The 13,611-nt window shown below is 58.9% G+C and carries 13 protein-coding genes and 1 pseudogene; 11 read left to right on the top strand and 3 right to left on the bottom strand.

Annotated features, from left to right (window positions below; translation table 11 throughout):
* The first annotated feature begins 18 nt into the window (after positions 1-18).
* The 4 genes and pseudogenes from ACNAZA_RS03715 to ACNAZA_RS03700 all read left to right on the top strand — a co-directional run bounded on the left by ACNAZA_RS03715 (position 19) and on the right by ACNAZA_RS03700 (position 3,840).
* Positions 19-1,019, top strand: a pseudogene (locus ACNAZA_RS03715) (tripartite tricarboxylate transporter substrate binding protein).
* A gap of 26 nt (positions 1,020-1,045) precedes the next feature.
* A complete protein-coding gene (locus tag ACNAZA_RS03710; RefSeq protein WP_415795072.1) occupies positions 1,046-2,023 on the top strand; it encodes a Bug family tripartite tricarboxylate transporter substrate binding protein in 978 nt (325 codons plus the stop codon).
* Positions 2,020-2,898, top strand: a complete 879-nt coding sequence (locus tag ACNAZA_RS03705) for an amidohydrolase family protein (RefSeq protein WP_415795071.1) — start codon at positions 2,020-2,022, stop codon at positions 2,896-2,898. Before ACNAZA_RS03710 ends, ACNAZA_RS03705 begins: the two co-directional genes overlap by 4 nt.
* Positions 2,899-2,907: 9 nt before the next feature.
* Positions 2,908-3,840 carry an SMP-30/gluconolactonase/LRE family protein gene (locus tag ACNAZA_RS03700; RefSeq protein WP_415795070.1) on the top strand — a complete coding sequence of 311 codons (933 nt, stop codon included), beginning with the start codon at positions 2,908-2,910 and terminating at the stop codon, positions 3,838-3,840.
* A gap of 106 nt (positions 3,841-3,946) precedes the next feature.
* On the opposite strand, the gene ACNAZA_RS03695 is transcribed toward ACNAZA_RS03700, so the two are convergent.
* Entirely contained in the window at positions 3,947-4,564 is a 618-nt protein-coding gene (locus ACNAZA_RS03695) for a YdeI/OmpD-associated family protein (RefSeq protein ID WP_415795069.1), read from the bottom strand.
* A gap of 280 nt (positions 4,565-4,844) precedes the next feature.
* Here ACNAZA_RS03695 and ACNAZA_RS03690 point away from each other — a divergent pair, with 280 nt between their 5' ends.
* On the top strand, positions 4,845-5,588 hold the full coding sequence (locus ACNAZA_RS03690; protein WP_415795067.1) for an SDR family NAD(P)-dependent oxidoreductase: 744 nt from the start codon (positions 4,845-4,847) through the stop codon (positions 5,586-5,588).
* Positions 5,589-5,655: 67 nt separating this feature from the next.
* Here the strand turns inward: ACNAZA_RS03690 and ACNAZA_RS03685 are convergent, their stop codons facing one another.
* Complete coding sequence (locus ACNAZA_RS03685) at positions 5,656-6,633, bottom strand: LysR family transcriptional regulator (protein WP_415795065.1); 978 nt, start codon at positions 6,631-6,633, stop codon at positions 5,656-5,658.
* 185 nt (positions 6,634-6,818) lie between these two features.
* Complete coding sequence (locus tag ACNAZA_RS03680; protein WP_415795064.1) at positions 6,819-7,214, bottom strand: DUF2390 domain-containing protein; 396 nt, start codon at positions 7,212-7,214, stop codon at positions 6,819-6,821.
* 66 nt (positions 7,215-7,280) lie between these two features.
* Here ACNAZA_RS03680 and ACNAZA_RS03675 point away from each other — a divergent pair, with 66 nt between their 5' ends.
* The 6 genes from ACNAZA_RS03675 to ACNAZA_RS03650 are packed head-to-tail and all read left to right on the top strand — an operon-like array spanning position 7,281 to position 13,600.
* Positions 7,281-7,874 carry a UbiX family flavin prenyltransferase gene (locus ACNAZA_RS03675; protein WP_415795345.1) on the top strand — a complete coding sequence of 198 codons (594 nt, stop codon included), beginning with the start codon at positions 7,281-7,283 and terminating at the stop codon, positions 7,872-7,874.
* 16 nt (positions 7,875-7,890) lie between these two features.
* Entirely contained in the window at positions 7,891-8,760 is an 870-nt protein-coding gene (locus tag ACNAZA_RS03670; protein ID WP_415795063.1) for an FAD binding domain-containing protein, read from the top strand.
* A complete protein-coding gene (locus ACNAZA_RS03665; protein WP_415795062.1) occupies positions 8,757-9,245 on the top strand; it encodes a (2Fe-2S)-binding protein in 489 nt (162 codons plus the stop codon). The genes ACNAZA_RS03670 and ACNAZA_RS03665 overlap by 4 nt, the downstream gene beginning before the upstream one ends.
* Positions 9,242-11,536, top strand: a complete 2,295-nt coding sequence (locus ACNAZA_RS03660) for a xanthine dehydrogenase family protein molybdopterin-binding subunit (RefSeq protein WP_415795061.1) — start codon at positions 9,242-9,244, stop codon at positions 11,534-11,536. The genes ACNAZA_RS03665 and ACNAZA_RS03660 overlap by 4 nt, the downstream gene beginning before the upstream one ends.
* The gene (locus tag ACNAZA_RS03655; RefSeq protein WP_415795060.1) at positions 11,533-12,630 is read left to right on the top strand and encodes a CobW family GTP-binding protein; all 1,098 of its coding nucleotides are present in this window, start codon (positions 11,533-11,535) and stop codon (positions 12,628-12,630) included. Before ACNAZA_RS03660 ends, ACNAZA_RS03655 begins: the two co-directional genes overlap by 4 nt.
* A gap of 34 nt (positions 12,631-12,664) precedes the next feature.
* Positions 12,665-13,600 carry an amidohydrolase family protein gene (locus ACNAZA_RS03650; protein ID WP_415795059.1) on the top strand — a complete coding sequence of 312 codons (936 nt, stop codon included), beginning with the start codon at positions 12,665-12,667 and terminating at the stop codon, positions 13,598-13,600.
* Positions 13,601-13,611: the final 11 nt, after the last annotated feature.

The following is a 13,611-nucleotide window of genomic DNA, read 5'->3' as shown; positions in this document are numbered from 1 at the left end:
GCCATCAGGAGACAAAACATGCAGCAAATTCATAAAAAAAACCGACATTCGATAGTCAGCCCCAGCCTATTGTTGGCAGCGCTATTGATCACTTCAGGCACTTGCCTCGCACAGGCTGGCCACTATCCGATGAAGCCGGTACGGCTAGTTGTTGGATTTGCTGCAGGTGGTCCAACGGATGTGGTGGCACGAGCCTTTGCTGACTACGCTGGCCGCGCACTAGGACAAGCTTTTGTGGTGGACAACAAGCCAGGCGCCAACACCATACTGGCGGCGCAGGCCGTGTTCGGTTCCCCGGCTGACGGATACACCTTGCTGTTCGGCGCAAGCAATCACACCATGATTCCCGCGCTGTACGGGTCTCGTGTGAAGTTTGATGTCGTGAAATCCTTTCAGGCCATTTGCGCCGTTGCCACCAGCCCGACTGTCCTGGTGACCGGCCCAGCCATTGCGTCGCGTACCTTGAAAGACTTCATGGCCACGGTTCGCGCGCAGCCAGGCAAGGTGACGGCTGGCTCGCCAGGCGTCGGCAGCTCGGTCACTTCGCGACCGAAATGTTCGCTCGTGCCAATGGCCTGCGTTTCAACCACGTCCCTTACAAAGGCGCGGCACCGGTGGTGACGGATTTGATGGGCGGACAGCTCGACAGCTCGTTCGCCACGCTGTGCTCAGTGCTGCCTCAAATCAAGAGCGGCAAGCTAACGGCGCTGGCTGTCGCCGCGCCCAAGCGCTCCACTCTCTTGCCGCAGCTGCCTACCTTTGCACAGGCCGGTGGCGGAGATTTTTCTGCAGATGCCTGGTACGGCGTTTTTGCTCCCGCAGGAACACCCGCCTCCATCGTCAAGGCACTGGAAGATGCCGCCTCAGGCTTCTCCAAGAGCGAGGCGGCGGCAGACAGGATGCGCAGCTTGGGCATAGAGACTTCCTCCTTGTGCGGAGCCCCATTTGCAAATCAAGTGCGCCGCGAAGTTGCGACATATTCGCGCGTTGCACAGGAACTGGAAATCAAAGCTGACTGAAGCATTGACTTGAAAGCAAGTTTCTCATGAACCCTACCCTCTTCTCTCCGTTCCTGCTGCTTGCCACGACGCTTGCATATGCCCCTGTGGGTGCACTCGCTCAAGCTGCCTATCCAGGCAAGCCGGTCAAGATCGTAGTTCCCTATCCGCCGGGCGGAGCCGTGGATCAAGTCACGCGACGCATTGCACAGAAACTGACCGAGCAGACCGGTCAGAGCTTCTTCGTCGAAAACAAGGCCGGAGCAACCGGAACCATTGGTGCTTCGCAGGTAGCTCGCGCGCCAGGCGACGGCTACACGCTGCTGGCCAATGACACAACTTACTCCATCTTGCCTCAGGTCTTCAAGAAGTTGCCGTGGGACTATGCAAACGATCTGGTCGCCGTGGCCGGCTTCAATTTCGCACCTACCGCAGTCGTCGTGGCGAGCAACTCTCCATTCAAGACCCTGGGAGAGCTGATTGCCTATTCGCAAGCACATCAGGGCAAGCTCAACTACGGTACAGGCGGAGCGGGCACCATGCCGCATTTCGCCACCGAATCACTCAAGACTGCCAGCGGGCTGAGCGCGACCCACGTCCCTTACAAGGGCGCAGGTGAAGCCACCATGGCGCTGTTGGGCGGCTCTATCGATTTTCAGATTGCCTCGACCCCTGGTGTCATGGGCCAGGTGCGCGGCGGCAAAGTGCGGTTGCTGGCTGTGAGTGGAGACCAGCGCCTGAAGGCCTTGCCTGACGTACCCACCTTTGCGCAAGCCGGAGCGCCTGGCTACAAGGTGGTCAACTTTACCGGGCTGTGGGCCCCCAAGGGTACGCCCGATGCCGTGCTGCAGGTGCTTCGCAAAAATATTGCGCAAGCCATGGCCAGCGCCGACATCCAGTCCTTTGCAGATGACCTGGGAGCGGTGCCCAGCGTGCTGAGCGGGCAAGCCTTTGCCGACAAACTCAAAAGCGATGCTCGACTTTGGGAATCTGTCGCAGGCAAGCTGGGAATGGACAAGCAATGACATCTGTTGCAGTTCCGTATTCCGCAGGACTCAATCGACCGGCACGCGCGGTCCCGCCGCTATCCTGTGATAGCCATATGCATATTTTCGACCCGCGCTTCGCTGCGTCGTCTCACTGGATGCGCCAGCCTCCGAACGCCCCGGTTGCGGCCTATAGGCAATTGCAAAGTCGCTTGGGCACTCAGCGGGCCGTGGTCGTCACGCCATCAACCTATGGCACCGACAACGCTTGCATGCTGAATGCCTTGGATGAGTTGGGCGATTGTGCACGCGGTGTGGCTGTCGTGGCGCACGACGTAAGCGATGCCGAGCTGAACTTGCTGGCCGCCCGCCGCGTTCGAGGTCTCCGTGTGAACTTTGTCACGCCTCAGTCTTGGGGCAAGACCACACTGCAAATGCTGAGCACGCTGGCACAAAAAGTGGCCGCTCACCCGGCCTGCGAAGACTGGCATATTCAGGTTTTTGTGCATCCGGAGCAGCTCATTCAGCTTGCCTCCGTACTTGCTGCGCTGCCTGTGCCCTTGGTGATTGATCATCTGGGATACGTCGACCCGGCGGATGGAGCTTCGGGCGCAGCCTACGATGCCATGCGGCGCTTGCTGGACGGCGGCAATACCTGGGTCAAGCTCTCGGGCGCCTATATGCGCTCTACAGTACAAGGCCCCAAGTATTCAGATACCTTAGCGCTAGGCCGCGCCCTGGTGCGGGAAGCTCCCGAGCGGCTGATCTGGGGCAGCGACTGGCCACACACCACCGCAGCCCCTGACACGGTGAATGACGCAGACCTGTTGAATCTTTTGGCTGCATGGACCGTGTCTCCATCCGCGATGGAGAAAATCTTGGTGGACAACCCGGCACATTTGTACGGTTTTTGAAAGCAACCCATGTTTTTACTGCAAGCACCTGAAGTCCGTGAACTGGAACTATTCAGTTCATTGCCCGAGTCCTTGCGCCTCCGCAAGCGAAGTGCCTGGGCCGATGCAAACCGCGGTGGAGCGATTGTTGATTCCTTTCTTGAAGGACCTGTTTTTGACGGTGCCGGCAATCTTTATGTGACCGACATCCCCTGGGGCCGTGTCCTGCGCATAGACCGTCTGGGCAACTGGTCGCTGATCACGGAATACGATGGCGAACCCAATGGCATGAAATTCCTGGATGCCCATACGCTGCTCATTACCGACTACAAAAACGGGCTGATGTGTCTCAACATTGAGAGCGGTCAGGTAAGCCCCTATCTGGAGCGCCGCAACAGCGAGCGCTTTAAAGGGGTGAACGATCTCGTATTCGACAGCCAGGGCAACTTGTATTTCACGGATCAGGGACAGAGCGGGCTGCATGATCCGTCGGGACGTCTTTATCGTCTGCGCCCCAATGGGCAGCTCGATCTATTGCTGAACAATGTGCCAAGCCCAAATGGCGTGGCACTGTCACCAGATGAACGCGTTCTGTACCTTGCGGTGACTCGCGGCAACTGCATATGGCGGGTACCGCTTCTTTCCGATGGAAGCGTGTCCAAAGTGAGCCAGTTTTTTACCTCGTACGGTCCCAGTGGACCCGATGGTCTTGCTGTGGATGTGGAGGGTCGCTTGCTGGTTGCCAATCCGGGGCTGGGCTGTGTCTGGGTACTCAACAGTCGCGCGGAGCCTGTGCAGGTGCTGCGCAGCCTGCCTGGTATCTCTACGACCAATCTGGCATTTGGCGGCGCGGATCGATGCGACCTCTATGTGACCGATTCCACGCACGGACATATTCTGCGAACAACAATGAGTGTGCAGGGGCTGCAGCTGCATCAGCTTGGCAGCATGGGGAAGAACTGAAGCACAGGCAGATGACCGAGCTGCCATTGAGAGCTGGCAGGGTTTATCGCTGGCCCGGTGACGGATTTGGGGTATCGAGCGAAAATTCAGCTCGAGCGCCTAGCGGTCAGCTCCTGGCTCTGGGCTTGAAGAGGTGGATGGTTTCGCCGCGCGCGAGCATCTCCACCAACTGGGCAATACGCCTGGCGCGCGTCTCGGCTTTCACGGCCGTCTGGATACGCCACAGTACCGCATAGCGATTGGCCGCATTGATCGTTGCAAAGAAAGTCTTGGCCCTCGGCTCGGCCTCCAGCGCAGCCAGCAGATCCTCGGGTACTGTGGACGTACGCGCGCCGTCGTAAGCCCGTGCCCAGCGTCCGTCGGACTTGGCAGCCTCAATCTGCGCATGGCCAGGCGCCTGCATGCGACCCGCCTTAATAAGTGCCTCGACCTTGTCGACGTTGACTTTCGACCAAATGCTGCGCGCGCGCCGTGGCGTAAAGCGCTGAAGAAAGTGCTGCTCGTCGAGGCCTTTTTTCTGGCCATCGATCCAACCCCAACAAAGCGCGATCTCCACGGCCTCGGGGTAGGTCACGCTGGGTTCGTTGGCGCCCCGCTTGGCGATCTTGAGCCAGAGCCCGTCGGAAGCAGCATGATTTTTCTTCATCCAAGCCTCGAAAGCCTTGGCGCTCTTGAATAAGCTCGGCGCGGCGTCGAGTTGGATGGCGGATTTGGCGGTGGGCATTGCCCTGAGTGTGCCGCAAGAGTTCTCGTGCGTCTCGCTGCACAGCGGCACGAGGCTTGGTGCATCAATTCGACATGAAAGGGCCGGACTGACTTGCACGCCCTATCGTCCAGTTGTCTCGCTATCGCATTGACTCGCAGTTGAGTGAAGCCTGAAGGTTCATCGCCTTTTAAGGTTTGAGCTTGCCATTCATGCTTTTTGACCCCGTCCATTTGGAGTATGTCCGCTGCACAGGCTCACGCAACACTGCCAGCTCCCAAGGAAAAAAGAGAGGCAAGACATGTTCAGACTCGATGGAAAAGTGGCGCTGGTCAGTGGCGCCGGTCGTGGAATGGGCTTTGGTATTGCACAGGCGCTGGCCATGCAGGGCGCACATGTAGTAGTCAACGACTTTCACCTGGACCGTGCAGAAAATGCTGCCGCGCAGCTGCGTGAAACCGGGCTGAAGGCCTCGGCCCAGGCCGCCGATCTGACGGACCGCGCCGCCATCTTTGCCATGGTCGAGCGCATCAAGGCCGAGGTCGGCGTGGTCGATATCTTTGTGCACAACGCCGGCATTCCTGCGCAGGGCTGGGGCTACACACCGTTTTTACAGTCGCCCGAGTCGGAATGGAATGCCTGGCTGTCGCTCAATCTGCATGGTCTGATGCACGCCAGCCAGGCGCTGCTGCCTGCCATGCAGGACAAGGGTTGGGGCCGCATTGTTGCCATCAACTCCGACGCAGCACGCACGGCCACGGGCATGGGCTTGTGCGCTTACGGCGCTGCCAAGGCGGCGGCGATTGGCTTTATCCGCAATCTCTCAGGCGAGGTCGGTCCGCATGGCGTGACTGCCAATGCGCTGTCGCTGGGTACCATGAACAACTGGGAAGGCTCCGAAAAGATTGCCAAGAAGGGGACATCTGTAGGCCGCGCCGGATCGCCCCAGGATGTGGGTGCCGCCGTGACCTATCTGGCATCGATCGAGGCAGAGTGGGTCAACGGCCAGGTATTGCCTGTGAACGGCGGCGGCTTGGTCGCCTGAGCATCCAAATTAGACACAAATGGTGAAGATTGGAGCGCGCCCCGAGATTCAGGGGGCGATCTCATATTCAGTGCTGATGCGTCAATGAACATCCAAACTGATAGCAAACGTTGCAAAACCGATGGACGTTATCCTCTTCGTTAAAGCGTGATTTCTTGAGACTTGTCCAACTCACCAATGCATCGCTGAATTTTTTGGCTGCAGGAGAGAGAGAGCGGGCTGAATGCAGCACCAACACAACTTCCCGCTCCAGCTTTGGTTGAAGAATCGGTTTAAAAAGCAACCCCAGTGACTCAGACAGGCGGCGTGTCGATCCCGTCAAAATTCCCACACCCAGGCCACCAGCGACCATGCCAATCGTGGTCAGGGGCAGTGCTACCTCATGCACATATTTCAGAGAAATGCCTTCACTGGCCAGAGAGAACTCCAGAGCCGTGCGCACCGGGTTACCTTTGCGTGAACCAATCAGCGGGAATTTCTGCAGCTCTTTCCAGGTCACGCTTTTTTTCCTAGCCAGGGCATGGTCCTGCTGCACGACCGCAAAAAATGGCTCTGACCAAAGTGTCTTCATGGACAGATCGCCATGATCCCCAAAGGCTGAGCCCACGCCGAAGTCCACCGCTCCGCCACTGACCATCTGGATCACATCATCCTGCGTCACATCCAGCAATTCAATGCGGATGCCGGGATGCATCTCGCTGAAGGCTTTGACCATTCGGGGAAGTACCAAAGCCGCCTGCATGGACGATGCAGCAATAGAAACTCGACCCCGCTCCAACGTCTTGAGCTGGGCCGAGCCATCAAGCATGGCATCCAGATCGGCCAGCGTCTTCTTGGCCAGCGGCAGTATCTCCATGCCACCCTCCGTCAAGCGCAACATACGTGTGTGGCGGTCAAAAAGCTTGAGGCCCAGCAAGTCCTCAAGCTCCTTGAGCTGTTTGCTGATGCTGGACTGTGGCAAGCCCAGCACGTCACCCGCTCTGGTGAGGCTGCCCTCTTCGGAAACTGCCACAAACACTTCGAGCTGACGTAGGGTAATCGACATATATTTATCGCCAAATAATATGAATCAGCAATGAATATATAAGCTTGCGATAGTTTTACAAAGCTTTGCCTTCTGCCAGCATTGACTCATCCCCGTGACGAAAAGGCTTCGTCGGGTTGGTGTTCCGAATGCAGGAGACCAAGATGCTGTGCTCTACCCTAACGTTCTCAAGGGGAGCTTCAGATCTAGCCGCCAACGGCGTAGTCCGTGGTAGATCGGGCCAGGTGTGTGTCAAGCCATTCGCAAAGCAGTCGTACCTGCGTGCGCTCGGCCAGCAGTTCAGCGCCCTGAACCTGCGCTCTGATTTCAGCAGCCTCAAGCACCCTGGCCTCCATGGGTTTCATGCCTCGGCGCAACTGGCGCAGCGGCAGCAGCACTTGAGCACGCCAGTCGCTCACAAAGGCAGCAGCCTCCTGTCTGGCTTGCTCGCTCAAGCGGTATCCCCGCGCCTGGGCACATTCCCAGAAAAGCTCCAGCACCACGTCCATACCTTGCTGCTCCTGCCGCTGCAAAAGCGCTGCCGCATGCTCGTGATCGGCATAGCGCTCGCAAATTTCCTTCCAGGTCTGTTCAGAGTTCATGGCTTTCAAAGGTTTTGTGCTAGAGGCAAACGCCTGATGCGGAGCGTCTAAATGAAGATACAGCCGATCAATCGTCAGCGCCTGATTGTGGCAATTTCCGGAGCCTCCGGATTTGTCTATGGCCACAGGCTACTACAGCTGCTTCAAGGCACAGACATCGAGGCTCACCTCATCCTCAGCCGTGCAGCACTGATCACCATGGGTGCAGAAACCGAGCTCAGTCTTTCCGACGTCACGTCCTTGGCCGCCCAGGTTCACAAGAACGAGGACATAGGCGCCTGCGTGGCCAGCGGCTCATACAAAACACTGGGCATGGTGATTGCGCCTTGCTCCATGAAGACACTGGCCGAGATCGCCAACGGCATTGGCTCCACGCTGATTTCCCGAGCTGCTGACGTGATGCTCAAGGAGCGCCGCCGCCTGGTGCTGATGGCACGCGAAACACCGCTGACGCTGACGCACCTCAAGAACATGCTGGCCGTCACCGAGATGGGGGCCATCGTCGCCCCGCCGGTGCCCGCCTTCTACACCCGGCCTGCGGATCTCAATGAAATGGTCGATCACTCGCTGGGCCGGGTTCTGGATCTTTTCGATATTGAAGTGAATGCCGTCAAGCGCTGGCAAGGGCTCTCAGCCAGCCGCCGCACCGAAGTCTCATGAAACAGGAGCTCCCCGCATGAAATTTTTTGAATATGTCGAGCCCGGCAGCCTGCAAGAGGCTTCGGAGCTGCTGCAGCGTTGTGCTGGCTCAGCCAGTCTGATGGCCGGAGGCACAGACCTCATGGTGATGATGAAAGAGCATGTTCGCGCTCCATCCCATGTGGTCAATCTCAAGAAGATCCCCGGACTGAATGACTTCAGCTACGTGCCAGGCAGCGGTCTGCGCTTAGGCGCTCTGGTGACCACCCGCGAGATCGAGACCTCGGCCATCACGCTCAAACACTATGCCAGTCTGGCCAAGGCCTGCACCGATTTCGCCTCCATCCAGGTGCGCAACCGTGCCACCCTGGCGGGCAATGTGTGCCGCGCATCCCCTTCTGCTGACAGCTTGCCGCCACTGATCGCCGACGGAGCCGTGCTCAACATCCACGGACTGCTCGGCCAGCGCCAATGCCGCGTTGAAGATTTCCTGCTAGGCCCTGGCCGCACGAGCCTGGCCACTGACGAAGTCGTCACGCGCATCGATATCCCTGCGCCGCCCCCCCGCACGGGCAAGGTCTATCTCAAGCACGGCAGGCGCAGCCAAATGGAACTGGCCACCGTCGGTGTGGCAGTCAGTCTCACTCTGGCCCCTGAAGGACATGTGGACACCGTCAGCATCATCCTCGCCGCAGTGGCTCCCACACCATTGCGTGCCGCCGGTGCAGAGACTTTGCTCAAGGGCTGCGCCCTTGACGCAGCCCAGATTCAGGCAGCAAGCCAGGCAGCCGCCGCGGCTGCAGCCCCCATCAGCGATGTGCGCGCCAGCGCCAACTACCGCCGGGACATGGTGCGCGTGCTCACCGCCCGCGCTCTGACTCAAGCCATCAAGGAGGCCCAAGAATGAAAAAGCTCAGTGTTTCATGCACGGTCAACGGCGAGTTGCTGGACTTTGAAGTTGCACCCAACCGCAGCCTTTTAGATGCACTTCGCACCGAGATGGGTCTGACAGGCACAAAGAAAGGCTGCGATGTGGGTGAGTGCGGCTCCTGCACCATCTTGCTCAATGGCCAGCCCATCAATGCCTGCCTGGTACTTGCTGCAGAAGCTCATGGCACAGAAATCACCACGATAGAAGGCCTGCAAAGCCCCGACGGCACACTGCACCCGTTGCAGGAATGCTTCATGCAGTGCGGCGCAGCCCAATGCGGCTTTTGCACCCCCGGCATTCTGGTCGCCGCCAAGGCCTTGCTTGACATCAACCCCACCCCCATGGAAGAAGACATTCGCTTTGCGATTGCCGGCAATATCTGCCGCTGCACCGGCTACACAAAAATTGTGGATGCCATTGCCGCTGCCGCCCCCGCCATGCAGGAGGGCGCAGCATCATGAACAAGAAATCCATCATCGGAACCAGCGTCAAGCGCAACGATTTGCTCGCCAAGGTGACTGGCGACGCCAAATACGTGGCCGACATGCATCTGCCTGGCTTGCTCTATGCCAGAACCAAGCGCAGCAATATCGCCCATGCTCGCATTGTGAAAATCGACACAAGCCGGGCTCTGGCTCTGCCCGGAGTCAAGGCGGTGCTGACGCACGAGAACGTTCCGCGTGTTCTGCATGCAGGCTCGCCCCACCCTCGCTCTGCATCGGTCACCTGTGACCAGTACATTTTGGACAGCAAGGTCCGCTACTGGGGTGAAAGTGTGGCGGTGGTCGCCGCGACCAGCGAAGAAATTGCCGAACAGGCGCTGGATCTGATCGATGTTGAATATGAAGCCTTGCCCGCCTTCTTCACCACCGAAGAGGCACTGGCAGCGCCTGATACACAGCTGATTCACGACCGCGAGCCGGGCCGCAATCTGGTACTGCCACCCGTGAAAATTCAGCGCGGCGATATCGAAAAAGGCTTTGCCGAGGCCGACTTCATCCTGGAAGGTGAATACGAAGGCGGTCGCCCCACCCCAGCCTATATGGAGCCCAATGCCTGCATGTGCCAATGGGATGGCAACGGCAATCTCACGGTCTGGATCTCCACGCAAACCGCTTTCATGGTACGCGGCATCATGGCCGAGGTGCTGGGCCTGCCGCTGCACAAGGTTCGGGTATTGGTAGACCACATGGGCGGCGGCTTTGGTGCCAAGCAGGACTTGTTCCAAAGCGAATTCCTCTGCGCATTGCTGGCCAAGCAGACCCGAAGGCCGGTGCGCATGGAGTTCTCTCGCGAAGAGACTTTTCTGGGTGGGCGCACAAGGCACCCCGTCAAGATCTGGCTCAAACAGGGCTTTCGCAAGGACGGCAGCATTACCGCGCGCCAGGCCCGCGTAGTCTTCAATTCCGGCGCATATGGCTCGCACGGCCCAGGCGTGACCAATGTTGGCACAGCCGCGATGACCTCGCTGTATCGATGCGAGAACGTGGATCTGGAAGGACTCTGCGTCTATACCAATAGTCCCATCGCGGGCGCATTTCGCGGCTACGGCGTGGTGCAGACTTATTTTGCGCTGGACTTGCAGCTCGACGAAGCTGCTGTCGTGCTGGGCATGAACCCTGCAGAACTCAAGCTCAAGAACGCCGTGAGCGAGGGAGATCTGGCTCCATCCGGGCACCCCATTGTCGGCAACGGTCTGCCCGACTGCATACGTCGGGGCATGCAGGAAGTCCATTGGCCGCGCAGCCCTGAGCAGACCGAAGGTCCGGTACGCCACGGCTGGGGCATGGGCTGCGAGATGCATGGCAGCAGTGCCTACCCCGGCATCAAGGAGCAAGGCAATGCCATCGTCAAGATGAATGAGGATGGGACGGTCGTACTGCTGACCGGCACTGCCGGCCTGGGCACAGGTGCCCACACGGCTCTGGCGCAGATCGTGGCCGAAGAGCTGGGCCTGTGTTTTGAGGCCATCAGCGTCACGCACGGCGACACGGATGTCGTTCCTTGGGACATTGGCGCTTTTGCCAGCCACACGACTTATATGGGTGGTCGTGCGGCCCAGATGGCTGCAGCCAAGGTCAAGGAGCAGTTACTGGAAAGAGCTGCCGGTTATCTGGATGCAGAGGCCAGCACGCTCGAAGTCTTGCAAGGTGTTATCCATGCGCCCAATGGCAAAAGCATGAGTGTGCGCGATGCTGTCGGGCCACGCAAAGGCATTCCCGCCGCTCAACTGGTGGGCACGGCCACCTATCACCCGACCAAGGCCTACTCCTTCGCTGCTCACTTTGCAGAAGTCAGCGTAGACACAGAGACCGGCCAGATCACGGTGCTGCAAGTAGTTCCTGTGCATGAGATCGGCAAGGTCATTCACCCCGTTGCCGCAGCAGGCCAGATCGAGGGCGGCATACAGCAAGGCATTGGACACACGCTGTACGAGGACTACCAGATCGACATGAAGACGGGCCGATCCCTGAATGCCAACTTCGTTGACTACAAGATGCCGCTGTCCATGGACATGCCCCAGATCCGCACGGTGCTACTGGAAACCGCGCCCGACCCTGGAGGTCCGTTCGGTGCCAAGGGCGTGGGCGAGGACCCCATCATCGCCATCGGTCCGGCCATCGTGAACGCAGTCTACGACGCCATCGGCGTGCGCTTTCATCACTACCCCATCCGCCCCGAGCAGGTGCTGCAAGCCCTGAAAGCCCGGGACGGCCAAAGCCAACGTGTCACAGAAGGAGCTCATGCATGACCTCGACCAGCCAACGCCCTATCCCCGTCACCATCCTCACCGGCTTTCTCGGGGCAGGAAAGACCACGCTGCTCAACCACATCCTGACGGAAAAACATGGCCACCGCATTGCCGTGATTGAAAACGAGTTCGGCGAAGTCGATGTGGACTCCGACCTGGTGATGGCTTCTGAAGAGGAAATTTTTCAGGTCGCCAACGGCTGCATCTGCTGCGTGGTCGATGTGCGCAACGATCTGGTGGAGATTCTGCAAAAGCTGCTGGATCGCAAGGATCAGTTCGATCACATCCTCGTGGAAACCAGCGGCCTGGCCGACCCGTCGCCCGTGGCTGCAACCTTCTTCATGGACAACGAAGTGGCCAAGAAGGTGGTGCTGGACGGCATCGTGACCCTGGTGGATGCCGTGCATGTGCAGCCGCACCTGGATGATCCTGCGCTTGCCGAATACGACAACCAGGCAGTGACGCAGATTGTGGTGGCTGACCGCATCTTGCTCAACAAATCCGATCTGGTCAGCGAGAGCGAGCTGCAGGAAGTAGAGCGCCGCATTCGTACCCTCAACAGCAATGCTCCACTGATTCGCAGTGTTCAGGCACAGGTGGATCTGTCCCAGATTCTGGGCCTGCAGACCTTTGAGTCCGATGCGCTTTCCATGACGGACCCCGACTTTTTGCACCAGCCTGCCATAGGCGGCCATGTCTGCGATACGCATTGTGCGCACGACCATGAGCATCTACCAGAAATCGGGCAATCCGTAGACCTGGGCCACACACACGACCCCTCGGTGAGTTCGGTGTCTTTCGTCTTCGACCGTCCCTTCGAAATCGACGCGCTGATGCAAACCCTTGATGGCTTGCTGGCCGAGCAAGGCGATGACATCTTCCGCGTCAAAGGCATTTTGCATGTGCAGGGCGATGACCGCCGCCATGTGCTGCAAGGCGTGCACCGCCTGCTCGAACTCAAACCTTCCATTCCCTGGTGGGACAAAACGCCCAGCAGCAAGCTGGTTTTCATCGGCCGCAATCTCAACGCCTCGCTGCTGCGAAGCGCACTCACTCGTCACCTGGTTTCCATCGAGGCTCAGGAAGCCGCCTGAAGCGCTTCATCCGTCATCACCAAAGGAGAGACACATGATCATCGACATCAGCTGCTATCCCACCGACCAGGTTGACCTGGCCTGGTGGCATGACGGCAAGCCCTATACCGTGGACCGGCTGCTCAAGACCATGGACGGCCCCTACTACGTCAACGGCAAGCCTCGCCGCATCGACAAAGCCTTTATCCAGCCGCCTCAGGGCAACACCATCTATACCTGGAGCGACGGTGAAAAGTCGGGCCGCGAGTCCATTGATGCCTATATGGCCTACACGCTCAAATGCGTGCAGGAGCATCCCGACCGACTCATCGGCTGCTTTGTCTACAACCCTCGCTGCGGCGTGCAGAACGGTGTGGAAGCCATTGAGCGCTATGTCAAAGAGCATGGTTTCAAGATGGTGCAGATGCAGGCCAATATGCATGCCTACCGTCCCGACCGCGCGCTGGACTGGGTGCGCCCCGCGTTTGAAAAATGCGCCGAGCTGGGCGTTCCCGTGAAGCTGCATACGGGCGATGGCCCCTACAGCATCCCTTCCGAGTGGATTCCCATGATTCAGGAATTCCCCAATGTGGACTTCATCATGGCCCACTTCGGCGTGCAGACCGGGGGCGTCTATTGCTTCGAGCCCTTCCAGGCTGCCATGGACCTGCCCAATGTGTATTGCGAATCGGGCTGGTGCCTGCAATCGCGCATTGTGGAATTCGCCAAGGTCTTGCCCAAGCACAAGATCATCTTCGGCACCGACACACCGCCCAACGAACCCGGCATGTGGCTGCGCCTGCTGGAAGTGCTGTGCACCAACCCTCCGCAGGGCATGAACCTCGACGAAGAAACGCTTGAGGACTACCTGGGCAACAACATCGCACGAATGATCGGACTTGAGCCCACGCCTGCACCCAGGACTTTTGAAGAAGCCGAGCGGATGCTGGGTCGCAAGGCCGAACGCCATCCCGTGATTGAACTGTACTGATTCAAGCCAGG

The sequence above is a fragment of the Comamonas aquatilis genome (genome assembly GCF_965139575.1).
In the GTDB taxonomy this organism is placed as follows: domain Bacteria; phylum Pseudomonadota; class Gammaproteobacteria; order Burkholderiales; family Burkholderiaceae_C; genus Comamonas; species Comamonas aquatilis.
This window is presented reverse-complemented; position numbering and strand designations above follow the sequence as displayed.

What these genes read in the sequence shown, in the direction of transcription:
- ACNAZA_RS03710 (WP_415795072.1), top strand. Translation starts at nt 1,046, where the DNA reads ATGAACCCTACCCTCTTCTCTCCGTTCCTGCTGCTTGCCACGACGCTT.
- ACNAZA_RS03705 (WP_415795071.1), top strand. Translation starts at nt 2,020, where the DNA reads ATGACATCTGTTGCAGTTCCGTATTCCGCAGGACTCAATCGACCGGCA.
- ACNAZA_RS03700 (WP_415795070.1), top strand. Translation starts at nt 2,908, where the DNA reads ATGTTTTTACTGCAAGCACCTGAAGTCCGTGAACTGGAACTATTCAGT.
- ACNAZA_RS03695 (WP_415795069.1), bottom strand. Translation starts at nt 4,564, where the DNA reads ATGCCCACCGCCAAATCCGCCATCCAACTCGACGCCGCGCCGAGCTTA.
- ACNAZA_RS03690 (WP_415795067.1), top strand. Translation starts at nt 4,845, where the DNA reads ATGTTCAGACTCGATGGAAAAGTGGCGCTGGTCAGTGGCGCCGGTCGT.
- ACNAZA_RS03685 (WP_415795065.1), bottom strand. Translation starts at nt 6,633, where the DNA reads ATGTCGATTACCCTACGTCAGCTCGAAGTGTTTGTGGCAGTTTCCGAA.
- ACNAZA_RS03680 (WP_415795064.1), bottom strand. Translation starts at nt 7,214, where the DNA reads ATGAACTCTGAACAGACCTGGAAGGAAATTTGCGAGCGCTATGCCGAT.
- ACNAZA_RS03670 (WP_415795063.1), top strand. Translation starts at nt 7,891, where the DNA reads ATGAAATTTTTTGAATATGTCGAGCCCGGCAGCCTGCAAGAGGCTTCG.
- ACNAZA_RS03665 (WP_415795062.1), top strand. Translation starts at nt 8,757, where the DNA reads ATGAAAAAGCTCAGTGTTTCATGCACGGTCAACGGCGAGTTGCTGGAC.
- ACNAZA_RS03660 (WP_415795061.1), top strand. Translation starts at nt 9,242, where the DNA reads ATGAACAAGAAATCCATCATCGGAACCAGCGTCAAGCGCAACGATTTG.
- ACNAZA_RS03655 (WP_415795060.1), top strand. Translation starts at nt 11,533, where the DNA reads ATGACCTCGACCAGCCAACGCCCTATCCCCGTCACCATCCTCACCGGC.
- ACNAZA_RS03650 (WP_415795059.1), top strand. Translation starts at nt 12,665, where the DNA reads ATGATCATCGACATCAGCTGCTATCCCACCGACCAGGTTGACCTGGCC.